Origin of the sequence: Halorubellus amylolyticus (assembly GCF_034808145.1) — an archaeon.
GTDB lineage: Archaea > Halobacteriota > Halobacteria > Halobacteriales > Natrialbaceae > Halorubellus.
The window spans coordinates 65478-90048 of record NZ_JAXHGM010000014.1 but is presented as its reverse complement, the minus strand read 5'-3'; the positions used below and the strand labels follow the sequence as shown (position 1 = coordinate 90048).

At 69.9% G+C, this 24571-nt stretch carries 24 protein-coding genes; 18 read left to right on the top strand and 6 right to left on the bottom strand.

Translation table 11 applies throughout. The annotated features are described in order from the left end of the window. Window positions 1–1213 precede the first annotated feature (1213 nt). Window positions 1214–1522 (bottom strand): non-histone chromosomal MC1 family protein, encoded by a 309-nt coding sequence (locus SM754_RS19300; protein WP_323677795.1) that lies wholly within the window; start codon window positions 1520–1522, stop codon window positions 1214–1216. 227 nt (window positions 1523–1749) lie between these two features. On the opposite strand from SM754_RS19300, the gene SM754_RS19295 reads away from it, so the two are divergent. The 4 genes from SM754_RS19295 to SM754_RS19280 all read left to right on the top strand — a co-directional run bounded on the left by SM754_RS19295 (window position 1750) and on the right by SM754_RS19280 (window position 6747). Continuing rightward, window positions 1750–1947 carry a hypothetical protein gene (locus SM754_RS19295; RefSeq protein ID WP_166042207.1) on the top strand — a complete coding sequence of 66 codons (198 nt, stop codon included), beginning with the start codon at window positions 1750–1752 and terminating at the stop codon, window positions 1945–1947. A 140-nt stretch (window positions 1948–2087) separates the two neighbouring features. Further along, window positions 2088–3143: a quinone-dependent dihydroorotate dehydrogenase gene (locus SM754_RS19290; RefSeq protein WP_323677789.1), complete on the top strand. Its 1056-nt coding sequence runs from the start codon at window positions 2088–2090 to the stop codon at window positions 3141–3143. Between the two features lie 138 nt (window positions 3144–3281). After that, window positions 3282–5468 carry an ATP-dependent DNA helicase gene (locus tag SM754_RS19285; protein ID WP_323677794.1) on the top strand — a complete coding sequence of 729 codons (2187 nt, stop codon included), beginning with the start codon at window positions 3282–3284 and terminating at the stop codon, window positions 5466–5468. A gap of 265 nt (window positions 5469–5733) precedes the next feature. Then, window positions 5734–6747, top strand: coding sequence for an alpha/beta hydrolase fold domain-containing protein (locus SM754_RS19280; RefSeq protein WP_323677788.1), 1014 nt, complete (start codon window positions 5734–5736; stop codon window positions 6745–6747). A gap of 38 nt (window positions 6748–6785) precedes the next feature. Here SM754_RS19280 and SM754_RS19275 read toward each other — a convergent pair whose 3' ends face one another. Together SM754_RS19275 and SM754_RS19270 are read right to left on the bottom strand one after the other, a co-directional pair. Further along, complete coding sequence (locus SM754_RS19275; RefSeq protein ID WP_323677787.1) at window positions 6786–7292, bottom strand: 2'-5' RNA ligase family protein; 507 nt, start codon at window positions 7290–7292, stop codon at window positions 6786–6788. A 38-nt stretch (window positions 7293–7330) separates the two neighbouring features. Beyond that, window positions 7331–7525, bottom strand: coding sequence for a DUF7554 family protein (locus SM754_RS19270; protein WP_323677786.1), 195 nt, complete (start codon window positions 7523–7525; stop codon window positions 7331–7333). A gap of 312 nt (window positions 7526–7837) precedes the next feature. Between SM754_RS19270 and argG the strand changes: the two genes are divergently transcribed. The 9 genes from argG to argF all read left to right on the top strand — a co-directional run bounded on the left by argG (window position 7838) and on the right by argF (window position 17454). Beyond that, window positions 7838–9250, top strand: a complete 1413-nt coding sequence (argG, locus tag SM754_RS19265; RefSeq protein ID WP_323677785.1) for an argininosuccinate synthase — start codon at window positions 7838–7840, stop codon at window positions 9248–9250. Further along, on the top strand, window positions 9250–10827 hold the full coding sequence (gene argH, locus SM754_RS19260) for an argininosuccinate lyase (RefSeq protein WP_323677784.1): 1578 nt from the start codon (window positions 9250–9252) through the stop codon (window positions 10825–10827). The genes argG and argH overlap by 1 nt, the downstream gene beginning before the upstream one ends. 211 nt (window positions 10828–11038) lie before the next feature. Continuing rightward, window positions 11039–11203, top strand: coding sequence for a lysine biosynthesis protein LysW (lysW, locus tag SM754_RS19255; RefSeq protein ID WP_166042218.1), 165 nt, complete (start codon window positions 11039–11041; stop codon window positions 11201–11203). A gap of 88 nt (window positions 11204–11291) precedes the next feature. Further along, window positions 11292–12197 carry a lysine biosynthesis protein LysX gene (gene lysX / locus SM754_RS19250; RefSeq protein WP_323677793.1) on the top strand — a complete coding sequence of 302 codons (906 nt, stop codon included), beginning with the start codon at window positions 11292–11294 and terminating at the stop codon, window positions 12195–12197. After that, complete coding sequence (gene argC / locus SM754_RS19245) at window positions 12197–13270, top strand: N-acetyl-gamma-glutamyl-phosphate reductase (RefSeq protein WP_323677783.1); 1074 nt, start codon at window positions 12197–12199, stop codon at window positions 13268–13270. Before lysX ends, argC begins: the two co-directional genes overlap by 1 nt. Before the next feature lies 1 nt (window position 13271). Beyond that, complete coding sequence (locus tag SM754_RS19240; protein WP_323677782.1) at window positions 13272–14138, top strand: acetylglutamate/acetylaminoadipate kinase; 867 nt, start codon at window positions 13272–13274, stop codon at window positions 14136–14138. Further along, the gene (locus tag SM754_RS19235) at window positions 14135–15265 is read left to right on the top strand and encodes an aspartate aminotransferase family protein (RefSeq protein WP_323677781.1); all 1131 of its coding nucleotides are present in this window, start codon (window positions 14135–14137) and stop codon (window positions 15263–15265) included. The genes SM754_RS19240 and SM754_RS19235 overlap by 4 nt, the downstream gene beginning before the upstream one ends. Next, on the top strand, window positions 15265–16491 hold the full coding sequence (locus SM754_RS19230; protein ID WP_323677780.1) for a [LysW]-lysine hydrolase: 1227 nt from the start codon (window positions 15265–15267) through the stop codon (window positions 16489–16491). The genes SM754_RS19235 and SM754_RS19230 overlap by 1 nt, the downstream gene beginning before the upstream one ends. 24 nt (window positions 16492–16515) lie before the next feature. Beyond that, window positions 16516–17454: an ornithine carbamoyltransferase gene (argF, locus tag SM754_RS19225; RefSeq protein WP_323677779.1), complete on the top strand. Its 939-nt coding sequence runs from the start codon at window positions 16516–16518 to the stop codon at window positions 17452–17454. A 48-nt stretch (window positions 17455–17502) separates the two neighbouring features. Here argF and SM754_RS19220 read toward each other — a convergent pair whose 3' ends face one another. Beyond that, the gene (locus SM754_RS19220) at window positions 17503–17982 is read right to left on the bottom strand and encodes a hypothetical protein (RefSeq protein WP_323677778.1); all 480 of its coding nucleotides are present in this window, start codon (window positions 17980–17982) and stop codon (window positions 17503–17505) included. A 237-nt stretch (window positions 17983–18219) separates the two neighbouring features. Here SM754_RS19220 and SM754_RS19215 point away from each other — a divergent pair, with 237 nt between their 5' ends. The 3 genes from SM754_RS19215 (at window position 18220) to SM754_RS19205 (ending at window position 20246) form a co-directional block, all read left to right on the top strand. Then, window positions 18220–19425, top strand: a complete 1206-nt coding sequence (locus tag SM754_RS19215; RefSeq protein WP_501993828.1) for a Gfo/Idh/MocA family protein — start codon at window positions 18220–18222, stop codon at window positions 19423–19425. A 74-nt stretch (window positions 19426–19499) separates the two neighbouring features. Further along, complete coding sequence (locus tag SM754_RS19210; RefSeq protein WP_323677776.1) at window positions 19500–19754, top strand: DUF8001 family protein; 255 nt, start codon at window positions 19500–19502, stop codon at window positions 19752–19754. A gap of 117 nt (window positions 19755–19871) precedes the next feature. Then, window positions 19872–20246: a helix-turn-helix domain-containing protein gene (locus tag SM754_RS19205; protein ID WP_323677775.1), complete on the top strand. Its 375-nt coding sequence runs from the start codon at window positions 19872–19874 to the stop codon at window positions 20244–20246. 174 nt (window positions 20247–20420) lie between these two features. Here SM754_RS19205 and SM754_RS19200 read toward each other — a convergent pair whose 3' ends face one another. Beyond that, window positions 20421–21299 carry a hypothetical protein gene (locus tag SM754_RS19200; RefSeq protein ID WP_323677774.1) on the bottom strand — a complete coding sequence of 293 codons (879 nt, stop codon included), beginning with the start codon at window positions 21297–21299 and terminating at the stop codon, window positions 20421–20423. Window positions 21300–21397: 98 nt separating this feature from the next. Then, window positions 21398–22660 (bottom strand): outer membrane protein assembly factor BamB family protein, encoded by a 1263-nt coding sequence (locus SM754_RS19195; protein ID WP_323677773.1) that lies wholly within the window; start codon window positions 22658–22660, stop codon window positions 21398–21400. 136 nt (window positions 22661–22796) lie between these two features. Between SM754_RS19195 and thrC the strand changes: the two genes are divergently transcribed. Beyond that, window positions 22797–24062, top strand: a complete 1266-nt coding sequence (gene thrC, locus SM754_RS19190) for a threonine synthase (RefSeq protein WP_323677772.1) — start codon at window positions 22797–22799, stop codon at window positions 24060–24062. Window positions 24063–24204: 142 nt separating this feature from the next. Continuing rightward, window positions 24205–24567 carry a hypothetical protein gene (locus SM754_RS19185; protein ID WP_323677771.1) on the top strand — a complete coding sequence of 121 codons (363 nt, stop codon included), beginning with the start codon at window positions 24205–24207 and terminating at the stop codon, window positions 24565–24567. Window positions 24568–24571 lie beyond the last annotated feature (4 nt).

Below are 24571 nucleotides of genomic sequence, written 5' to 3'. Positions count from 1 at the left end.
TGGCTAAATCGAACTCCGATAGCAATGGCCTCCGGCAGGATCAACCGGAATGGTCCCGAGCTCAAGGCTCGGGGGGTATGGCGGGACACACCCGAATGGGTGTGTTCCATCTATTGCATTGCGTGGTCCGAGTTCGGTGATTCCAGGTCGAGTCGGCCGACCGGGCGTCACCGAACTACCAGAGCTAACATCAGATTCCGTCTTGACGGCGGACCGCAGGGGCGGAATCCTCATTTCCTTCCGGACTTGAGCATATTCCGGGAAGGGACATAAGCCCTTCGGAGTTGCTCCGTTCGGCGAGTCGACCTCGCCAAACACGTCCGGGATTGGGGCACGAGTTGAACGTGCCCCGAATCTCGTTGTGCTGTGTGCTTTGTAACCGAATCCCCGTATCCACTTAAGGGCGTCGGACTCGCCCGACGCCGGAGTTCATTCCGGCGGGGCGTTCACATCCCAACGAAGTCGCCTGTTTCACTTAAGGGCGTCGTTTCGTTGGTGTCCCGATTGTGGACCGGGGCGTTCCTGCCTCCGTGCCGGGTCGCGGCCAGAGGGGAAGTGGCGTCGTGCGCCACCTCGTTCACATCAATACCAATGGGAGTGATACATTTAAGGCCGTCGTTCCGTTCGGGCTTTGGCATCGCGTTCACGTGGGGTGGTTTCGCACGGGTTTCGGGGGCGCGCGTACGCGTTATGAGTTATATGAATGGGTGCTCGTGGTGTGGGTGGTGTGCGCGTGGTGGTGGTCCAGGGTGGGAATCGCGGGGGATTGGGTGTTCGGTGCTGCGTCCTGGAGGTGGAGCGTGTCGTGTGTGGGAGGGTGGTGAGTGGCGGTTCGGTGTTGGCCCTGGGGGGTTGAGCGTTGAGGTCGGGCGGTGGTGGCTGGGTGATGGCTGGTTGTACGGCTGTCGGTGGTGTGTTGTCCTAGCCGGTGCTAGCCGGTGATACGAGATTTTTGTTCGCGTGCGCGGGGAGTAGGATGGCTATGGGCGTCGTGGTTGCTCGTGGGGGGACGTTCGATGTGGTCGTAGTGCGTTGGGTTGTTCGTCCCTGCGGGTACTGGTGTACCGGCTGCTACTGGTGGTTATGTCGCGCGGGTGGAGGCCGACGGGTCATTCCACGCGTAGTGCGGTCGGTCGGGTCGGGTGGTGCCCGCGCGGTGGCGAGGTTGTCCCTCGGGGGTCGTATGCGTGTCGGTCGAGAAACGTGGGGGTGGTTATTCTTCGAGGTGTTCGATGCGTTTCTTGGAGACGTTGGCTTCGGTGATCTCGTCGGGCATCCAGTCGGGTTTGTCGTCCGGGGCTTGTTCGTTCCAGGCCCAGCCGTCGTAGATGTGGACCTTGTCGGTGCCTTTCTCTCGGAGACGGAGTTCGGTCTTCTCGGCGTTCTCTTCGCCTTGTGCTGGTTCGAGGCGTCGGGCTGCTTTCAGGGCTGCTTGTCGGGGCGTGTTGCCCGAGAACACGCTGGTTTCCTCGCCACTCTGGTCTCGAAGCGCGAAATTGCGCTTTCCATCTTCGCGTACCATGATTTCGTTCCATGCGAATGGAACACACGGCCAACCATAAAGATATCCCCGGAATCGAGGGACGGCGACGGAACCATTGATAAAGGGAGGGGTAAGTCGGGTCGGGAACCGACCGATTTCGACGGGGATAGCGGCCTGAGATTGCTCGCGCGCGCTCATCCCGACGTCTCCGGTGTAGAAAACACTTAAGTACGTGCTGTAGCGAACACACGAACTAGACCTCGGCGATGGTACGGAAAAAGAAGTTGAGCCCGAGTGGCGCGAAAGACGAGAACGGCGAGTACCACAACGTCCACATCAACCTCCACGAGGACGAGCTGGCGGTTGCGGGGATGGATATCGGCGACGAGGTGTTCGTGCGCGTTCGTGACGGGAAGATCATCATCCAGAAAGCCGATCAGGACGAAGTCGAGCACGAGTTCTAGCGTACCACTCGCCACCGTTCTCCCGCGAGCCACCCTTGCGAGCCCCGGGTATCGCGCTCGACGCCGACGACGGTCAGTGCTCACGTTCGTGCGGTCGGTTCCCGGGACGTTTATGCACGTTCGCCGCCGCGTGACGTGTGATGACGCTCTACGACGCCGTTCGGCCGCTGTTGTTCTCGCTGCCGACGGAGACGGCTCACGGCTTGGGGAAGTCGGCGTTGCGCGTGGTCGATGAGACGCCGATGGCGTCGCTCCTGGAGCGGCGGTTCCGGGTCGAGGACGACCGGTTGCGCGTGACGGCGTTCGGTGAGTCGTTCCCGAATCCGGTCGGTGTGGCGGCTGGGTTCGACAAGAACGCGGAGGTCGTCGGTGGGTTGGCGTCGCTCGGGTTCGGGTTCGTCGAGGTCGGTGGGGTTACTGCGGAGGCCCAGCCGGGGAACCCGCGTCCGCGGATGTTCCGGTTGCGCGAGGACGAAGCCATCGTGAACCGGATGGGCCTGAACAACGAGGGCGCGGACCGGGTGGGGCGTCGGCTCCGCGAGGACGTGACCGCACCGGTCCCGGTTGGCGTGAACCTCGCGAAGTCCGAGGTCGCGTCGATGGCCGAGGCACCGGGCGACTACCGGTACACCTACGAGCGCGTGGCCGAGGGCGGTGATTTCTTCGTGGTGAACGTGTCGTGCCCGAACTCGGAGGGGTTCCGGGACCTCCAGAACAAGGCGGAGCTGGCGGCGATCTTCCGCGAGCTCGTGGACGCGGGTGCGGGTCCGCTCCTCGTGAAGCTCTCGCCGGACCTGCCCGAGCCGGCGCTCGAGGACGCGCTCGACCTCGTCGACGAGTTCGACCTGGATGGCGTGGTCGCGGTGAACACGACCACGGACCGCCCGGAGTCGCTTTCGAGTGTGCACGCGAGCGAGACGGGTGGGTTGTCGGGGAAGCCGGTCGAGGACGCGTCGACGCGACTGGTGCGGTTCGTCGCGGAGCGTACGGACGTCCCCGTGGTCGGCGTCGGTGGGGTCTCGGACGCCGAAGGCGCGTACGCGAAGGTTCGTGCGGGAGCGTCGCTCGTCCAGTTGTACACGGCGCTCGTGTACGAGGGGCCGACGCTCGCACGCGACATCAACCGTGGCCTCCTCGAGTTACTGGAGCGCGACGGATTCGACACCGTCGAGGACGCGGTCGGCGCGGACCTGTAATCGGTCACGACGGGTCGTGGTCGACCCGCCAGGAACCGGCGGCCAAGCGGCCGCCGGATGCTCCCGGGACCAGTGAGGCGAACCCTTTTGCGTGATTGCGCGCAACGCGTTGGTGTGACTGCGGATACGGACGCGTACATGCGGTTCTTCCCGTACGACGAGCCCTACGAGAACCAGCGGGAGGCGATGGACCGCATCCACAATGCGCTCTCGCGCGGCCAGGACGTGCTCTTCGAGGGGGCGTGTGGGACGGGGAAGACGCTGTCGGCGCTCGTGCCGGCGCTCGAGTACGCGCGGGACGCGGGGAAGACGGTCGTCATCACGACGGACGTCCACCAGCAGATGCGGCAGTTCATCACGGAGGCGAGCGCGGTCACGCGCGAGGAGGCGATCCGCGCGGTCGTGTTCAAGGGGAAGGCGTCGATGTGCCACATCGACGTCGGCTACGAGGAGTGCCAGGCGCTCCGGGACACGACCCGCGACCTCGTGGAGAAGCGCGAGGACGTCGAGCAGCTCGAGGAACGACAGGAGGAACTGCTCGAGGAGGTCCGCGAGGGCGACGACGGCTCGCAGGCCGCGCAGGAGGCCCAGGAGGCGCGGGCGGCGGTCGTGAACGAGATACAGTCGCTCCAGGGCGCGATCGAGGACGTGGACGGCGCGAACGTCTGCGATCACTACTTACAGAACCTCACTGCGAACACGGACGCGTTCTACGAGTGGTTGTTCTCGGACGTGCGGACGCCGGAGGAGATATTCGAGCACGCGGGCGCGCAGGGGTTCTGTGGGTACGAGCTGTTGAAGGAGGGCATCGAGGGCGTGGACCTCGTGGTCGCGAACTATCATCACCTCCTGGACCCGATGATCCGCGAGCAGTTCTTCCGGTGGCTGGGTCGTGACCCGGGCGAGGTCATCACGGTGTTCGACGAGGCCCATAACGTGGAGGACGCTGCCCGCGATCACGCGACGCGGACGCTCACGGAGCGGACGCTCGACAGTGCGCTGGAGGAGTGCGCGGAGAGCGACGACCCGCGTGCGGACCGTGCGGCGAACGTCCTGGGGGCGTTCCGTGATGCGCTCGTGGAGACCTGCGAGGACGCGATGGGGTTCGGGGAGCGCGAGCGCGTGGGGGAGGACTGGGAGGACGTCACCATCGCGAACGAGGCCGGTCGCGACGACCTCACGATGGCGTTCCTCCAGGGGTACACGGGGAAGGGCTACCAGCAGGACCTGGAGGCGGCGGTCCAGCTCGGCCAGGAGTTGGACGACGAGTACGAGGAGGCGTACAAGCGCGGGGAGGCGACGACGCGCCAGGAGTGCCAGACGCTTTCGGCGGCGCGGTTCGTGGGGTCGTGGATGCAGGAGTCGACGGAGCAGGGGAAGTACCCGGTGGCGGCGGTGCGGCGCGACCAGGGGACGGATGACGTGTACGGGCGCGTGGAGTTGTACACGTGCATCCCGCAGGACGTGACGAGCGAGTTGTTCGGGGAGACGCACGCGAACGTCCTGATGAGTGCGACCTTGCAGCCGTTCGGTGTCGCGGGCGAGGTGCTCGGCCTCCAGTCGCCGGTGGAGATGGAGTACGGGTTGTCGTTCCCGGTCGAGCGCCGGCGGACGTTCGCGGTGGGGACGCCGGCGTTGTTCGCGAGCAAGCGCGACAAGTCGGCGGTCCAGGACCGGTACGGGGAGACGCTCGCGGACGTGGTGCGGTTCACGCCGGGGAACACGCTCGCGTTCTTCCCGAATTACGCGGAGGCCGAGCGGTACGCGCAGCGGTTACGCGAGCATCCGAAGGTGGATTCGACGGTGTACCTGGACGAGGCTGGGGTGAGTGCGGAGGATGCGCGGACGGCGTTCACGAACGACGAGGACGCGGTCCTCCTCACCTCGCTGTGGGGGACGTTGGCGGAGGGCGTGAGTTTCGACGGGGACGATGCGCGGTCGGTCGTGGTCGTCGGCGTGCCGTATCCGCATCTGGACGACCGCGCGGAGGCGGTTCAGCGGGCGTACGGGGAGGCGTTCGGGAACCGCGACCCCGAGCAGGACGGGTGGCGGTACGCGGTGGAGATTCCGACGGTCCGGAAGACCCGGCAGGCGCTCGGGCGCGTGATCCGGTCGCCGGACGACTTCGGCGTGCGCGTCCTCCTCGACGAGCGGTATACGGCGAAGAGCGAGCACGAGATGGGGAAGTACAGCGTTCACGATACGTTCCCGGTGCACGAGCGCGAGGAGATGGTCGATATCGGGCCGACGAAGCTGAAGTTCGCGATGCTGAATTTCTACCAAGATATGGACGCGTACGGCCCGGACGGTCCGCCTGCTCCTTGAACTTCCGTCCTCGACTTTTCGCCCACGTTTTGCGCCGGCTGAGCGCCAGCGAAGCCGGCGACAAAAGGTGGTCTCATCAGGACATGGACGCGTACGGCCCGGACGGTCCGCCTGCTCCTTGAACTTCCGTCTTCGACTTTTCGCCCACGTTTTGCGCCGGCTGAGCGCCAGCGAAGCCGGCGACAGAAGGTGGTGGGTGAGTGGTGGTCTCTCGGGGGTTCCGCGACCCGAGGCCCTTTGTTGTCGTGTACGGTAGCGTGGAACAATGCGTTCGACGCGACGGCGGGTGTTGCGCGCGCTGGGGGTCGCCGGGACTGCCGGCGGCGTCGCGCTAGCGGGGTGTACGGAGGGGGAGTCGACGGACCGCGCCGCGACCGGGGCGACGACGACGGCGCTGACGACCGCGGTCGTCGACACCGAGACCGCGACGACCGCGGGGGCGACGACTGCAACGGACGATGGGGTGCTCGGCGCGCCGGACGAGGAGACGGAGCTGGCGGTGGTCTACCGGGACGTGCCGTTCCGCGACACCGAGCACGGCCGGCTGCGGCTGGATTATTATCGGCCGCGTGACGCGGAGGGGCGGGTGCCGCTCGTGGTGCACGTCCACGGTGGGGCGTGGGCGTTCGGGTCGAAGGGCGGTGGGCGGTTCGCGCGCGTGCCGCTGGATTCGGGGGCGGCGTTCGCGTCGGTCGGGTACCGGTTGAGCGGGACGGCGTCGTACCCGAAGCCGGTGCGGGACGTGGTCGCGGCGCTGGCGTGGTGTCGCGAGCACGCAACGGAGCTCGGCGTGGACCCGGACCGCGTGGGGGTGACGGGCGAGTCGGCGGGCGGACACCTGTCGACGCTGGTTGCGGCGGCGCCGGACGTCGCGACGTTCAGGCCTGCTGGCGTGTCCGTCAGCGGTGCGCGCGCGTCGTGCGTGGTGTCGGTGAGCGGCGTGTACGACTTCGGGGTCGACGGGGGCGGTGTGGGCGGGGCGCTCGTCCGCCGGTTCCTCGGGTGCGAGGACCGCGAGTGCGAGCCCCAGCGGACGCGGGCGTCGCCGGTCACGTACCTGGACGCGGGGGACGCGCCGGCGCTCGTCTACCACGGGACGGCGGACCGCGTCGTTCCCTACGAGCAGGCCGAGCGGTACGTGGAGGCGGCTTCGGACGCGGGGGCGTCGGTGTCGCTCGTGACCGGCGAGGGCGGCGGGCACGTCACGCCGTACGCGGGCGACTGGGGGAAGCGGTACGAGCGCCGGCAGCGCGCGTTCCTCCGAGAACACCTGTTCTGACCGCGAGCGGGTGGAGGTGGCCGCGCGGCCGTGCCCGGTCAGGCGGGGAGACGTATCTCGCCGGCTGGTTCTTCGAGGTGGGCGTCGTAGAACTCGAGGCGTTCGACGGTCCACTCGATGGGGTCGACGTCGATGGTCGCGGCGCGTTCGGCGGCGGCCTGTGGGCCGTCGCGTGCGAGCGTGATGTGGGGGACGTAGTCGTCGCCGCCGAGGCCGTCGATGCTCCCGAGTTCGTCGACGAGGCGGTCGTGTACGTCTCGGAGGCCGGGCGAGTCGACGGTGAGGTAGACGACGGGGCCGGTGCCCGAGGTCGGGTTCGCGAAGTGGTCGACGTCGTCGATGCGGACGGCGAACGGCGGGAGGCCGCTGAGTGCGTCGCGGACCCGGCGTTGGACGCGGTGACGGTCGCTGGGCGTGCTGGCGTCGAGGCGTTTCGCGAGGAGCGTGTGGTCGCTCGGGTACTGGGCGAAGTCGACGAGCTGGGGGTGGAGGTCGCTCGCGAGCCGGCGCACCTGTCCCGGGACGGGAGCGTTCAGGCTGTACACGTCCGCCTGGTGGACGTCGAGGCGTGTAAGCGCCTCGCTCAGAGGCGGTCGAGGAGCCAGAGGACGATGAGTGCGAGGATGACGAGCCCGAGCAGCGGCTGGAGGGGGCCGAGCAGCCAGCCGATGGTGCCGAGTATCATCCCGAGTATCTCGAGGACGATCCAGACGACGACGAGGACGAGGACGATCTTGAGGAGGTCCTCGACCTCGATACCGGCGTGATTATCGAGCATATGCGGTCTCACTGGGGCTATCGGCTTAAAGACCCGGCAAAATCGCGGTAGTGTGTGACGAGTTATCAGCCGCGCGTAGTGGTCAAGCCTTGCCGGCCCGCCAAGCTTTAGTAGTATGTACACGGTAGGTATCTTCACGATGGTTCAGCACCGTACGTTCGCGTTCGCGGTCTCCGCGAGCGGTGCTGCCGTGTCCCTTCGAACGCCGCGACCGGCCCGTTAGGGCCACATTCACTACTTCCTCGATCGCGGCGCACTGTATTTCGACCACTTCGACGGCGGCGGTTCCGCCGTCACGCACATAGACACCAGATGACACACGACGATACCACGCACGGTGACACGGCAGCTAACGGCGCACAGTACGCGGAAGCGAACCTCGACACGACGCACGTCGAGACGGTAGACGGCGGGACGGTCGCGCTCGCGTTCTCGGGCGGGCTCGACACGACGGTCTGCGTCCCGCTCCTGGAGGACCTCTACGGGTACGACGAGGTCGTCGGCGTCACGGTCGACGTCGGACAGCCCCAGGCGGAGTTCGTCGAGGCGGAGGAGACCGCCGCGGCGCTCGACCTGGAGCATCACGTGGTGGACGCGAAGAGCGAGTTCGCGGACCTCTGCTTCGAGTCCGTGACGGCGAACGCGACCTACCAGGGGTATCCGCTCGGGACCGCGCTCGCGCGTCCGGTGATCGCGGAGGCCATCGCGGAGGTCGCCGCGGACGTCGGCGCGGACGCGGTCGCGCACGGCTGTACGGGGAAGGGGAACGACCAGTTGCGTTTCGAGGCGGTGTGGCGCGACACGGACATGGCGGTCATCGCGCCGGTCCGCGAGCTCGGGTTGACGCGCGAGTTCGAGCAGGCGTACGCGGCGGAGCTCGACCTGCCCGTGGAGGGCGGGAACGAGGGCGACTGGAGTATCGACACGAACCTCTGGAGTCGTTCGGTCGAGGGGAAGGACCTCGAGGACCCGGCGTACGTGCCGCCGGAGGACATCTACGATTGGACGGCCGAGCCCGGAGAGGTGACGGAGCCGACGCTCGTCCAGATCGGGTTCGCGAACGGCCTGCCGACGGGCGTCTCGGTGCTCGAGGGCCCCGAGTCCGTGCAGGACGCGGCCGCGGATGCGGTGACGACCGCGGCCGATGCGGACGAGGCGACGACGGCGGTCGCGACGGGCGAGCCCGTCGCCGTGACCGAGTTCCTGAACGCGCTCGCCGGCGCGTACGGCGTCGGTCGCACGGACATGATGGAGGACCGCATGCTCGGCCTGAAGGTCCGCGAGAACTACGAGCATCCCGCGGCCACCGTGTTGCACGCGGCTCACGAGTCCCTGGAGGGGCTCGTCCTGACGAAGGACGAGCGCGACTTCAAGGCGACCGTGGACGACGAGTGGGGGCAGAAAGCCTACGAGGGTCTCGTCTACTCGCCGCTCTCGAAGGCGCTGGGCGGGTTCCTCGACGTCGTGAACGCGAAGACCGAGGGGACGGTGACGGTGAAGCTCGCGGCCGGGCAGGCGCGTGCGGTCGGTCGCGACAGCGAGCACGCGGTGTACTCGGAGTCCGCGGCGTCGTTCGACACGTCGACCGTCGACGGGATCGAGCAGGCGGACGCGACGGGCGTCGCGAAGTACCACGGGTTCCAGGACCGCCTCGCGAACTCGGGGTCGGCGACGAGCGAGAGCGAGGAGTCGACGGACGAGACGACGCTCACGGCCGACGACTGATGACGGAGTTCCGCGACAACCGCACGGCGAAGACGACCGGTGACGGCAGCGATGGCTCCGGGAGCGCCTTCGGCGGGGACGTCGATGACGGCGGCGCGGTCGACGGGGCCGCGTCGAGTGCGACGGACGGCGGGACGGCGGTCCGCGGCGAGCGTTTCAGTGGCGGGCCGGCGCGCGGGTTCCTGTCGTCGATGGCGGCGGACGAACGCATCTTCGAGGCGGACCTCGCGGTCGACCGCGCGCACGTGGTGATGCTCGCGGAGCAGGGAATCGTCGACGGCGACGAGGCCGGACGGCTCCTCCAAGCGTTGAACGTCGTGGAGGTCGAGGAGCACAAGGGGCTGCCCGACGGCGAGGACGTCCACGAGGCCATCGAGTCGAAGGTCATCGCGATCGCGGGCGACGTCGGCGGGAAGATGCACACGGCGCGGTCGCGGAACGACGAGGTCGCGACCTGTATCCGCTATCGGCTTCGCGAGGACGTGCTTTCCGCGCTCGATGCGGTGAACGACGCGCGTGCGGCGCTCGTGGCGGTCGCCGAGGCGGAGGCGGAGACGCTGATGCCGGGGTACACGCACCTGCAGCCGGCGCAGCCGACGACGGTCGGGCACTGGGCGCTCTCGTACGCTGGCGCGCTCTCCCGCGACGCCGACCGCCTGCTTTCCGCCTACGAGCGCGTGAACGAGTCGCCGCTCGGGGCGGCGGCGTTCGCGGGGACGCCGTTCGACGTGGACCGCGACCGGACCGCGGAACTGCTGGGGTTCTCGGGGGTCGTGGAGAACGCGACGGACGCGGTCGCGGCGCGCGACCACCTCGTCGAGGTCGCGAGCGCGCTGGCGAGCGTCGCGACGCACCTGTCGGGGCTCGCGGAGGACCTCGTGGTCTTCTCGAACCGCGGGTTCGTCGAGCTCGACGACGCGTACTCGTCGACGTCGTCCATCATGCCCCAGAAGAAGAACCCGGACACGTTGGAGCTCGTTCGCGCGACCGCGGGCGACGCGAGCGCGGGCCTGAACGGCCTGCTGTCGACGTTGAAGGGCTTGCCGCGGGCGTACAACCGCGACCTGCAGTCGGCGACGCCGCACGTCTGGTCGACCGTGGATGCGGTCACCGAGGCGACGACGGTCGCGGCGGGTGCGGTGGCGACCGCGGAGTGGCCCGCGGACGCGCTCGCCGACGCCGCTGGCGAGGGCTTCGCGACGGCGACGGCGGTCGCGGACGTGCTCGCGATGGCGGACGTGCCGTTCCGCCAGGCGCACGAGGTGCTGGCGACGGCGAGCGAGCGGGCGGACGGGTCGGCGCCGAGCGTCGAGACCATCGCGGCGGTCGTCGAGGACGTCCTCGGCGAGCCGATGGACGCGTTCGTGGACGAGTCGACGGTCGCGAACGCGCTCGACCCCGAGTCGAACGTCGCGATGCGCGATTCGGTCGGTGGGCCGGCGCCGGCGGCGGTGGCGTCGGGGGTGACGTCGGCGGCGGAGTCGCTGGCGAGTGACGAGGCGGCGGTCGAGGGGAAGCGCGACGCGCTGGCGTTGGCCCACGAGACGCTGCAGGAGGAGGTGTCGGCGTATGTCTGAAGCGGTGCGTTCGCTGGCTATCGAGCGAGGCGTGCGAGGCCGACTGCCACCAGCCCCACCACGGGGCGACTATTCACAGTAATCTGATATGCGTTTCAGATTCGACGGCGGATTTTGCTTTCTCAACACCGTTAGAGTACTCTCTAAGTAATTTAAGAAAGTTGGTAAGTTCGGAAGCTTTATGTTCTTGTGGCCGGGAGTACCGTGTACGATGACGACATGCACCGAGTGCGGCGCGGACGTGGCGCTGCACGACGACGCGGAAGCCGGAGAGATCGTCGACTGCACGACCTGTGGCGCAGAGCTCGAAGTGATAGACGTCTCCCCGCCGGTCCTCGAGAAGGCCCCCGAGCTGGAAGAGGACTGGGGGGAGTGAGCGTGACGACGACAGCCACAACGCACTCCGAGATCACCACGCTCCAGACGATGACCGACACGACACGCGCGGAAACGGGGTGGACGACGTGAACGTCGGCGTCCTCTACTCGCGGATCCGCAAGGACGAGAAGCTCCTCCTCTCGGAGCTCCGCGACCGCGGCCACGACGTCACGAAGATCGACGTCCGCAAGCAGACGTTCGACCTCACCGACGCCCCCGACGCGTTCGACGACCTGGACGTCGTCGTCGACCGCTGTCTGGCGACGAGCCGGAGCCTGTACGCGACGAAGTTCTGCGAGCAGTACGGCGTCCCCGTCGTGAACTCGGCGGCGACGGCGTCGACGTGCGCGGACAAGGTCGAGAACTCGCTCGCGCTCGCGGCTGCGGGCGTCCCGACGCCGACGACGAAGACGGCGTTCACCACGGACGCGGCCATGGAGATCGTCGAGGAGTTCGGCTACCCCTGCGTCCTCAAGCCCGTGATGGGCTCGTGGGGGCGGCTCATGGCGAAGCTCGACTCGAAGAGCGCCGCCGAAGCCATCTTGGAGCACAAGGCGACGCTCGGGCACTACGAGCACAAGGTCTTCTACGTCCAGGAGTTCGTCGAGAAGCCCGGTCGCGACGTCCGCGTCCTGGCCGTCGACGGCGAACCGGTCGCGGCGATGGCGCGCTCTGGCGACCACTGGCTGACCAACGCCGCGAAGGGCGCGGACACCGAACCGTTCGAGCTCGACGACGAGGCCGTGGAGCTCGTGGAGATGGCGAGCGACGCGGTCGGCGGCGGCCTCCTCGGCGTCGACCTGATGGAGACCGACGGCGACCAGACGGACTGGAACTACACCGTCCACGAGGTCAACCACACGGTCGAGTTCAAGGCGCTGAACGAGGCCGTCGAGACCGACGTCCCCGCGGAGGTCGTCGACTGGCTCGAGACGAAGGCTGCGGTGGCCGAGGAGTCCGAAGCAGAGGCCGTTGCGGAGGTGTCGGACTGATGGCTGCCACGCCCACGGGCGACGTGGACGTCGACAGCGAGGCGGTGTCGGCGAGCATCGTCGGTGCGAGCGGGTTCGCTGGCGGTGAACTCCTCCGTCTGCTCGCGGGTCACCCCGAGTTCGAGCTGGCGCAGGTCACCTCGCGCGAGTACGCCGGCAAGTCGGTGGGGAGCGTCCATCCGCCGCTGCGCGGGACGGACCTCCGGTTCAGTCAGCCCGGCGACCTCGAGCGCGTGGACGTGCTGTTCACGGCGACGCCCCACGGCGTCACGATGGAGCACGTCGACGACTACCGGGACGCCGCCGAGCTCGTCGTCGACCTCTCCGCGGACTTCCGCCTGGACACCGAGGCGCAGTACGACGAGTGGTACGACGGCCACGCGTGTCCCGAGACGCTCGACGTCGCCGAGTACGCGCTCCCCGAGGTGAACCGCGAGAACCTCGCGGGCGCCGATATCATCGCCTCGGGTGGCTGCAACGCGACGGCGACCATCCTCGGCCTCTACCCGCTCGCGCAGGCTGGCGTCCTCGACGGCGCGGACGTCGTCGTGGACGTGAAGGTCGGCTCCAGCGAGGGCGGCGCCGGCGGCGGCGCGGCCTCCTCGCACGCCGAGCGCTCCGGTGTCGTGCGCCCGTACGCGCCGACTGGGCACCGGCACGAGGCCGAAATCGAGCAGTGGCTCGGTACCTCGGTCTCGTTCACGTGCCACGCCGTGGACATGGTCCGCGGTGCGAGCGCGACCTGTCACGTGTTCCCCGACGAGCGCGTGACGAACGGCGACCTCTGGAGCGCGTACCGCGGGGAGTACGAGGACGAACCGTTCGTCCGCCTGCAGGCCGGCGGCTCCGGCACGTACCGCTACCCGGAGCCGAAGGCGGTGGCGGGCACGAACCACGCGGAGGTCGGGTTCGAGCTCGACCCGTCGAACGAGCGCGTCGTCGTCTTCTCGGCCATCGACAACGTCGTGAAGGGGTCGGCGGGGCAGGCGGTGCACGCGGCGAACGTCGCGCTCGGGTTCGAGGAGACCGCCGGCCTCGAGTTCGCGGGCCTGCATCCCGTGGGGAGTCCCTGAGATGACGGTAGTGGTCAAGATAGGCGGTGCGCGGGCCGTCGACCCCGACGGTGCGCTCGCGGACGTCGCAGCCCTCGTGGCGGGCGGCGAGGACGTCGTCGTCGTCCACGGCGGGTCGACGGCGGTCGACGAGACCCTGGAGGAACTCGGCGAGGAGCCCGAGTACGTGGAGACGCCCGGCGGTGTCGTCGGGCGGTTCACGGACGAGCGCACGATGGAGGTGTTCGAGATGGTGCTCCCCGGGAAGCTCAACACGGACCTGACCGCGGGCCTCGTCAACGAGGGCGTGGACGCGGTCGGGCTCTCGGGCGTCGACGGCAAGCTCCTCGCGGGCCCGCGGAAGTCCGCGGTGCGCGTGCAGGAGGACGGCAAGAAGAAGATCCGTCGCGGCGACCACTCCGGGACGATAAAGCAGGTGAACGCGGACCTGCTCGAGACCCTGCTCGCTGGCGGGTACACGCCCGTCGCGACGGTGCCGATGGCGGGGCAGGACGGCGACCAGTGGCTGCCGGTGAACGCGGACGCGGACCGCGCCGCGGCCGCCATCGCCGGTGCGCTCGGCGCGGACCTCGTCGTCCTCACGGACGTCGCGGGCGTCTACGCCGACCCCGACGACGCGAGCACGCGCATCGACGAGGTCGCCACCGCCGAGGACTGGAGCGACCTCGAAGCCGCCGCGGAGGGGTTCATGACGAAGAAGGTCATGGCGGCCGAGGAGGCGCTCGACGGGGGTGCGGCGAGCGTCGCCGTCGCGACCGCGAACGCCGACGCTCCGGTGACCAGTGCGCTCGACGGCGACGCGACGACCGTCCTGCCCAGTGCACTCCAGACTGGAGACGGTCCGGAAGCCGAGGTGTCCGCGCAATGAGCGGGTTCGTGTTCAACGAGAAGCCGATCAGTATCGAGCGCGGCGAGGACGTGCACCTCTACGACGGTTCCGGGACCGAGTACCTGGACTTCGGTGCGAGCTACGCGTGCACGCCCGCCGGTCACTGCCACCCCGAGGTCGTCGACGCCGTGCAGTCGCAGGCGGGCGAGCTCCTGTACGCGCAGGCGAGCTACGGGAACGCCGCACGCGACGTGCTCTACGAGCGCCTCGCGGACTTCGCGCCCGACGGCCTCGACAACGTGTGGCTGTGCAACTCGGGGACGGAGGCGAACGAGGCGGCGCTGAAGTTCGCACGTTCGGCGACCGGCCGCGAGAAGGTCGTCGCCGCGAAGCGCGCGTTCCACGGCCGCACCATGGGCGCGCTCGCGGCGACGTGGAAGGCGAAGTACAAGGCGCCGTACGAGCCGGTGATGCCCGGCGTCGAGTTCGTCGACTACGGCGACGTCTCGGCGCTCCAGGAAGCGGTCGACGACGAGACCGCGGCAGTCATCCTCGAACCCGTGCAGGGCGAGGGTGGCGTGCATCCCGCGCCCGAGGGGTACCTGCAGGCCGCGCAGGACGTCACGGACGAGGCGGGCGCGGCGCTCGTCTTGGACGAGATCCAGACGGGCGTCGGCCGCACCGGCACGCACTGGGCGTGCGAGGCGCGGGACGTCACGCCGGACATCCTCACGGCGGCGAAGGGGCTCGCCAGCGGGCTGCCCCTCGGCGCGACCGTGTGCGCGGACTGGGTGGCCGACGGCGCCGCGAGCCACGGCTCGACGTTCTCCGGGAACCCCCTCGTCGCCGCGGCGGCGACGGCGACGCTCGACGTCGTCGAGGACGACGCGCTCGCGGAGAACGCCGCGACCGTGGGCGCGCACCTCCGTGACTCCCTGGCGGACCTCCCCGTGCGCGACGTCCGCGGCGAGGGCCTCATGGTCGGCGTCGAGGTGAAGCGCGGCGCGAACCGCCTCCTGAAGGGCCTCGCCATCCAGGAGGGCGTGCTCGCGCTCCCCGCGGGCCGCACCGTCGTCCGCCTGCTCCCGCCGCTGACCGCGACGGAAGCGCACGCCGACCACGTCGTCGACGCGCTCGAATCGGTGCTGGCGGAGGTGTCCGCCTGATGACCGATGGGACGGCCGCCGGGAAGCCCGCGGACGCCGCAGCCCCCGCGACCGCCGAGGTCTCGACGGCCGAAGCGCGCGAACTCGTCGCGGACCTCGTCGCCACGCCGTCGCCGTCGGGCGACGAGGCCGCGGCCGCGGAGCGCCTCGCGGCGTTCTTCGAGTCCCACGGCCGCGAGGTCTGGCTGGACGACGTCGGGAACGTCCGCGCGCCCGCGGACGACACCGTGCTCCTCACGAGCCACATCGACACGGTACCCGGGGACGTCCCGACGTGCCTCACGAGCGCCGACGCTGACCGCACCGACGCGGAGACGGTCGCGAACGACGCCGACGGCGACGCTGGCGACGACGCGGCCGGCACCGCGAACGCGCTCCCGGCGGACGGCACCGCGCTCGTCGACGACGACGCCGTCCTCTGGGGTCGCGGGAGCGTGGACGCGACCGGCCCGCTGGCGGCGATGGCGGTCGCGGCCGTCGAGACCGGCGTGTCGTTCGTCGGCGTCGTCAGCGAGGAGACGACGAGCGCTGGCGCCCACCACCTCGTCGCGGAGCGCGACGCGCCCGACGCGGTCGTGAACGGCGAACCCTCGGGCTGGGACGCGCTCACGCTCGGGTACCGCGGGTTCGTCGCCGCGACCTACGAGGTCGCGACCGAGGCCGCGCACTCGTCGCTCCCCGACCCGAACGCCGTCGAGCACGCGACCGCGTGGGTCGAGGACGTCAAGGACGCCTTCGCGAGTCCGCTCGGCCCCGGCGCGGACGCCGACGAGGACGCCTCGGCCTTCGAGACGGTGACGGTCAAGCCCGTGATGGTCGACGCCGGCACGGAGCCCGGCGGGAACGCCGTCACCGCCGAGGTTGACTGCCAGTTCCGCATCCCGCCGGGCGTCACCGCGGACGACGTCGAGGCGACCGTCGAGGCGGTGACGCGCCGCGGCGTCGTCGAGTTCGGCGACGCCATCCCGCCCCACGCCGCGAGCCCCCGGACCGAACTCGGGCGGGCGTTCCGAACGGCGATCAGGCGAGCGGGGGGGTCTCCCAGCCTCCTCCGCAAGACCGGGACCGCCGACGCGAACCTCTACGACGCGGCGTGGGACTGCCCCGTGGCCACGTACGGCCCCGGGGACTCCGCGCTCGATCACTCGCCCGACGAACACCTCGCGCTCGCCGACTACGACCGCGCCGTCGCGGTCCTCGAGTCGGTCGCGACCGACCTCGCCTGACCGCGACACCACTCACGAACCACAATGAGCACACCGACGTCCGACCCATCGACCGCAGCGAACCCACAGCAACCACAGCACGTCCTCGACGTGGACGACCTCAGCGTGGAGACGTTCCACGACGTCCTCGCGGACGCCGCGAACTACGAGCACATGCTCGCCGCGGGGAACCCGCATCGCGAGCTCCCCGAGCACACGCTCGGGATGCTGTTCGAGAAACCATCCACCAGAACGCGCATGAGCTTCGAGACGGGGATGACCCAGCTCGGCGGGCACGCGGTGTTCCTCGGCCCGGACGCGACGCATCTCGGGCACGGCGAGCCCCTGAAGGATACCGCGCGAGCGCTCTCGGGGTACGCGGACGCCTTGGCCATCCGGACGTTCGACCACGCGGCCATCGAGACCATCGCGGCGTACGCGGACGTCCCGGTCGTGAACGCGCTCACGGACGACGCCCATCCCTGTCAGGCGCTCGCGGACCTCCTCACCATCAGGGAGACGTTCGACGGGTTCGACGACGTCTCGGTCGCGTGGGTCGGTGACGGGAACAACGTCGCCGCGTCGTTCGCGGTCGCGTGCGCGATGGCGGGCGTCGACTGCACGATAGCGACCCCGGACGGGCACGGGCTCGACGAATCGGTGCTCGAGCGCGCCGCCGCCGTCGGGCCGGCGCCGACGGTCACGAGCGACTTCCAGGCGGCAGTCAGCGACGTCGACGTCGTCGAGACGGACGTCTGGGTGAGCATGGGCGAGGACGACAGCAAGCGCGATGACTTCGACGGCTGGACCGTCACCGAGGACGTCCTCGAGGCCGCGGACGCCCAGTTCATGCACTGTCTGCCCGCGAACCGCGGCGAGGAGGTCACCGACGCCGCCATCGAGAGCGACCGGTCGCTCGTCTGGCAGCAGGCCGAGAACCGCCTGCACGTCCAGAAGGCACTGCTCGTCGAACTGCTCGCCTGATTCTCGCGACTGCGGTTCTCGGCGGTCGCTGCTCGGTTCGCCGCGTCGTCACCGCGAGAGCGCGATGGCGGTGCCGGCGCCCAAGAGGACGCCCCAGACGAGGTGGCCGACGAGCGGCATCGCGGCGACGTTCGGGACGGGGAGGTCGGCGCCGAACCCGACCGCGTTCAGCCAGAGCGGCCAGACGAGCCCGATGTTGACGAGCCAGAGCGCGGTCGCGTAGGCCGCGCCGAGAGCGACGCCCGGTGCGAGCCGCGTGGCGTGCTCGCGGACGACGCCGGTGTCGACGAGCACGCCGAAGAACGCGCCGAACAGTGCGGCGTGGAAGAGGTGCGCGATCCAGCCGACGGTGAGCGAGGGGTCGCCGAGCGTGTACATCGCGCCGATGGCGGTCATCCGTCCGAGCTGGAACTGGACGAGGGCGCCGAACGCGAGGCCGGCGAGGACGCCGACGAGGGCGGCGCGGCCGACGACGGCCGTCGGTCCGTGGTCGAGCGTCGAGGCGTCCGCGGTCGTGTGCGTGGACATACCGGGACGTCCCCCCGCACGTCAAAAGTGTTACGCCGGTGATGCGTCCGGCGTGCACTGCCAGGGGCGGAACACGACCGGGTCGGACCGGACGTTCGTGCGACGCCACGCTGCCGTCCCCGTCCGCGCCACGGCGTGCTCCCACGACGGCGGCGAAGGTTCTTCGGGATGCACGTCCCGATGACAGACGTGTCCTCGAACGACTCACTCTCCGTCGGCTTTCTCGGATACCGTTTCATGGGGAAGGCGCACGCGAACGCACTCGCTCGGCTCCCGATGTTCTTCCCGGACGCTCCCGCGGTCGAACGCGACGTGCTCGTCGGGACGGACGAGACCGCGCTCGCCGACGCGACCGACCGCCTCGGGTTCGCGCGGTACGCGACCGACTGGCGCGACGTCGTCGACGACGTGGACGTCTTCTACAACCTCGGCCCGAACTTCCTGCACGTCGACCCGACCGTCGCCGCCCTGGAGGCGGGCACGCACGTCCTCTGCGAGAAGCCCCTCGCGCCGACGCTCGACGGCGCCCGCGCGGTCCGGGACGCCGCCGCCGCGAGCGACGCGGTCGCCGGCTGCGCGTTCAACTACCGGTTCGTGCCCGCGGTTCAGTACGCACGCGACCTGATTGCCGACGGGGAACTCGGCGACATCCGGCAGGTCCGCGGGCGTTACCTCCAGGACTGGCTCGTCGACCCCGACGCTCCCTGGTCGTGGCGGAACGACGCCGAGCTCGCGGGCAGCGGCGCGCTCGGCGACCTGGGCGCGCACACGATAGACCTCGCGAACTTCCTCGTCGGCGACCGCGTCGGCGACGTCGAGCGCGTCAGCGGCCACCTGCGGACGTTCGTCGAGGAACGTCCCGTCGAGGGCGACGACGAAGCGGCCGGCGGCGACGGAACGACCGGGAGCGACGAAGCGGCCGGCGGCGACGGAACGACCGGGAGCGACGAAGCGGCCGGTGGCGACGGAGTCGAGACGAAGCCCGTCACCGTGGACGACGCGTTCAGCGCGCAGGTCGCGTACGAGAGCGGCGCGATGGGGACGTTCGAGGCGTCCCGGATGGCGGCCGGCCACAAGAACGACCACACCATCACCGTCCACGGGACCGACGGGAGCCTCCGGTTCTCGCTCGAACGGCTGAACGAACTCGAAGTGCACGCGGGCGACTCCCGGGGCTACGAGACCGTGCTCGTCACCGAGGAGGACGACCCGTACGTCGAGCACTGGTGGCCGCCGGGGCACGTCGTCGGCTGGGAGCACACGTTCGTCCACGAGAACTACGAGTTCCTGTCGAGCGTCGCCGCCGCCGAGGAGACCAGCGGGGGTGCGGACGCAGACGCGGCCGGGTTCGAGCCGAGCGTCGCGAGCGCGTTCGACGTGCAGCGCGTCCTCGACGCGGTCGAACGCAGCGACGACCGCGGCGAGTGGGTTCGCGTCGGGTAGCGAGCGGCCGGCCGACGCGCTCGCGGCCGGGGGAGCCGAAACGACGATACGGTACGGACGCGCACGGTCCGAGCATGGAACCCCTCCGCGCTCGCGCTGGCGAGCTCGCCATGGACGAGATCCTCGGCGCGCTCGTCGACGGCCGACGCGTCGTCATCGTGACGGAACTCCTCGGGAGCGAGCACGAGGTGACGCTCCGCCGCGACGGGTCGACGTTCTACTGCGACACCCCGACGACGCTCCACAAGCACGGGACCGAGGACGAGATGCGCGAATGCATCACGAACCAGGGGTACGCGCGGGACGTCGGCAACGAACGCGAGGGCTGATGGCGCAATCGAGGCGGAGTCGGTCCCGTCGACCGCCCGAGGACGGTCGTGCGCCGTCGCTCGAGGTCGGCACACGCCGGAGGTACGTTTTTGGCCGACGGCGACGGAGTACGGGGTATGCCCGACCAGTCACCGGACCTCGGCGACCTCCTCGAGCAACCGGACCCGTCCTTCGAGAACGTCCTGAGTTGCGTGTTCGGCGTCCAGGACCACGAGGTCCGGACGTACGTCGCGCTCCTCGACAACCCCGGGAGCACCGTCGAGGAGCTCGCCGGCGAGATGGACCGGGACCGCTCGAACGTCAACCGGTCGCTGTCGACACTGCTGGAGAACGGGCTCGCAGACCGGAACCGGCGACTGCTCGACGCCGGCGGCTACGTCTACCAGTACACCGCGACCGACCTCCCCGAAGCGAAGGCACTGCTGCACGACGCGCTCGACGAGTGGACCGAGACCGTCCACGGCGTCATCGACGAGTTCGAAGGCAACTGACTCCACCAGCGTACGGCCGCCTCTAGGCGGCCGTTTCTCCGTGCTTTCGCCCCCAGGCGTCTGTTTCTCCGTGTTTTCGCCCCCCAACCGGCCGTTTCGCTTCGTTCTCTCATCTAGGCGGCCGTTTCGCCGTGCCTTCGAGTCCGGCGACGGCCGTGGTGCCGTGCTGGCGGGTCAGGGTTCGAGTGCGTTGGCGGTCGTCCGCTCGTCGACGATCACCTCGACGGTGCGTTCGGCCGAGACGCTTCCCTGGACGGTGAGTGGGTGGTCGGTCGTCTCGGTGGCCGCGTGGCCGGTTCCCAGTGGGAGCGAGAACGACGTCGTCTCGCCGGCGGCGACGGTCCGTTCGAGGACGGTGGTCTCGTCGTCGTCGGCGATGCCTGCGGTCGGCCAGTTGAGGCCGGCGAGGAACCGGCCGTCGGCGTCGGCGACGTTCGTCACCGACAGCGACACGTCGACCTGCTCGGGCTGTTCGACGGCGTCGGGGAGGTCCAGGGCGTCGAGTTCGAACGCGGCGGCGGGCCGGCGCAGTGTCGCCAGTTCGTCGTCGGGGAGCGGCGTCGCCGCGGCGCCGTCGTCGCGGACGATTCGGGCGTCCGCGGCGTCGAGCGGTGACGGCACCCGGAACGCGAGGTAGCCCGACGCGTGCTCGTTCTCGAGGACGGAGCCGTCCGTTCGTCCGGCGAACGTGGCGCCGCGTCGACCCGCGACGTCCACGCCCGGCGAGAACGTCTCGCCGGCCGCTTCGAGGGCGAACGCTGGCGGGACCGCGTCCTTCGGTCCCGTGACGGACGCCACGACGAACTGCTCGTCGTCGGGGGCGAGAATCCCCGTCGACCCCGGCCAACTGTAGTGAGTCACCCGCTTCCTGACGACGGGATTCCTGACCGTTACCGCCGCGTCGTCGGCCGTGGAATCCTCGGTCGTGCCGCCGTCGGTCGTCGACGGGTGGTCCGTGCCCGCTCCGCCGAGTGGTTCGTCCTCGGAGAGACAGCCGGCGAGCCCCGTCAGCCCGAGTCCCATCGCAGCGAGATACCGTCGTCGAGTCTGCATACGCGCCGAATCGGGCGGATGGGGGACGTGTCTTGTGCTAGCTCAAAGGCGCGTTGCAGGCCCGGCGAGTCCGAACCGCCGGCGGTCGGTTCGCTGGGTTACGCGTCGGCTGGTTCGAACGCGTAGAGGCCGGCGGGACCGACGGCGAACAGTCTGCCGGACGCGACGACGGGTGTGGCGTACGTGGAGATGTGTGGTTCGGTGTACGACCAGCGTTCGCGGTCGGGGCCGAGGAGGCCGCCGGCGTCGCGACGGTACGCGATGGGGTTGTCGCTGTCGACGATGACCGAGTCGTCGGTGACGACCGGGGCGGCGGTCGCGCCGCCGCCGCGTCCGAGGCGCGTCTGCCAGTTCGTCTCGCCGGTCGTGCCGTCGAGCGCGTGGAGGTCGGTGCCGAAGACGTAGACGTCGGTGTCGTCGACGGCGGCGGCGGCGAGCGACTGGATGTCGCGCCGCCAGCGGACGTTGCCGTATCGGTCGGTCGCGACGACGCCCTGCCAGCCGGTCTGGACGACGCCACCGCCGTCGAGAACCGGGGCGGCGTAGGGCGTCTCGGCGTCGACGCGCCAGCGTTCGTCGCCCGTCCCCGGGTCGAGCTTGACGAGCGCGTTCCAGTCGGGGACGTACACGCCCGCGTTCCCGACAGCCGGGGCGACCTGCGTGGCGAACGTATCGGAGAGGTTGTACTCGTCGTATTCGAGCGGTTTCATGGGCGTCCGCCAGCGCTCGCTCCCGTCGGCGCCGAGCCGGACGCACGCGGTCGCACTCCGGACGTAGACGTCGCGACCGTGGACGGTGACGCCGTACGCTCGGCCGTCACCGACGCGGGTCGTCCACGCGGGCTCGCCGGTGTCGGGCGCGAACGCGGTCACGTACGCGGGCGCCGGGTCCGGGCCGTCGCTCCGCGGGACGACCCTGGTCGGAACGTAGAGCAGGCCCTGGTCGGGGCCGACAGCGGGTGCGCCCGAGACCGCGCGGCTTTCGTCGGTGCCCGCGGCGACCGGCGCGGTCCACACGTCGGTGCCGTCGACGGTGACCGCGAGGACGGTGCGTTCGCCGGCGTAGTACACCACGTCGTCGTGGACGACCGGCGGCGCGTGCGGGAAGTCCGCGCTCGCGAGAACGTCGTGGTCCGTCGGCTCCGGGGCACCGCCGACGACGTGGTTCTGGTTCCCGGGCGCGTTCCCGAACGAGTGCCAGTCGCCGTCCGCGAACGACGACGGCGTGGGGCCGTCACCGAGAGCGCTGCAACCGGCGAGCGCGCCGGCGACGGCGGTGCCAGCGGTCGCGAGGACCGCGCGTCGGGAGCGCCCGCTGCCGTCGCCGTCGCTGTCCGCGGTCGACGTGGAGGGCGAGGTCACGGTCGCACGTCCGGACGAGGACGGCAAATGTCTTCTGCAGACGGCTCGCGACGCGCAATCGCTATGCGAGAGTCGGGCCGGCAACGTCTGGGTGTACCCCGCGGACTTTTGGACGCGCGGGGCTTTCGCCTCCACAATGGATTCGCTTTCACTGGACGCGTCGGCGCCGGACGCCCCGGACGTTGCGGACGACGGCGTGTGGCTCGCGTGCATCGAGTGCGGTGACGCGTACGCGCCGTTCGACGAGGTCCGGTACACGTGCGACTGCGACGGTCTGCTCGAAGCCAGGTATGCCGATCTGCCGACGTTCGAGGACTTCGAGGGGCGTGGCGTCTGGCGGTACGCGGACGCGCTGCCGTTCGAGGTCGGGGTGACGCTCCCGGAGGGCGACACGCCGCTGCATCGCGTTCCGGACCTGGAGGACGAGCTCGGCGTCGACGCGTTGCGCGTGAAGCACGAGGGGATGAACCCGACGGGAGCGTTCAAGGACCGCGGGATGACGGTCGGCGTTCGCGTCGCCCAGGAGCTCGGCGTCTCCCGGCTCGCGTGCGCGTCGACGGGGAACACTTCGGCGGCGCTGTCGGCGTACGGCGCTCGCGCGAACATGGAGACGCTCGTGCTGCTGCCGGCGGGGAAGGTCGCGGCGGGGAAGGTCGCGCAGGCGAGCCTGCACGGCGCTCGCATCCTCGAGGTGGACGGGAACTTCGACACGTGCCTGGACATCGTGCAGGACCTCGCGGAGAGCGGTGACGCGTACCTCCTGAACTCGCTGAATCCCTTCCGTCTGGAGGGCCAGAAGACGATCGGCCTGGAGATACTGGAGGGGTTCCGGGACGATTACGGTGCGTTCCCGGACCGCATCGTGCTGCCGGTGGGGAACGCGGGGAACACGGCGGCGTTGTACAAGTGCTTCCGCGAGCTCGTGCAGTCGGGTGCGATGGCGAAGTCGGAGGTGCCGACGCTCTCGGGCGTGCAGGCCGAGGGCGCGGCGCCGATGGTGGAGGCCGTCCAGGAGGGCAACGACGAGGTGCGGCGGTGGGACGAGGTGGAGACGCGCGCGACCGCCATCCGCATCGGGAATCCGGTGAACGCGCCGAAGGCGCTCCCGGGCATCCGCGAGACGGGCGGGACGGCGGTCGCCGTGTCGGACGACGAGATCACGCGAGCGCAACGGGACCTCGCCGGCGAGGGCGTCGGCGTCGAACCGGCGAGCGCGGCGTCGCTCGCGGGGGCGCGCAAGCTCCGCGAGCAGGGCGTCATCGACGCGGACGAGCGCGTCGCCTTGCTGACCACGGGGCACCTCCTGAAGGACCCGGACGCGGCCGCGGCCGCCGGTGCGGACCCCGAGCCGGTCCCGGGGACGACCGAAGGCGTTCGAGAACATCTCGCGGACGCGGACTGACCAAGCATACGGCCGCCCCCAGGCGGCCGTTTCGAGCGTGGGGCGGGTTGCGTCGTGGGACGATTCGCTGGCGGGTGTCTGACGCTCGTGTTCCGTTGGTCTGACGGGGTTTGACGTGGTTGTGCGAGAGGTGTGTTAATGTATGTCAACCGACCCTGCGTTCACCGTCGAGTGGACGGTGCCACCGGAGGAGGAGCGGGGTGACGGTGCGCCGAGTGCGAGCTCTCGAACCGCGAGCGCCGAGTGCGACGCGGCCACCGCCACCCAGGACCGCGACCGCGAGCGGCGAGGCGGTCGGGACCCGGCGGACCTGCCGCCGGCGCCCGTGCTCGCCGCGCGCGTCGACCAGTTGCGTTCGGACCGCGACGCCGCCGAACGTCGCCTAGACGCGGTTCGGGGTCGCTACGAGACGATGCTCGCCGAGCGGGACGCGGAGATACGAGAGTTACGCGAGGAGTCGTCCGCGCTTCAGGCGTTCGTCCGGCGCGTCCGCCGGTTCCTCTGACGGC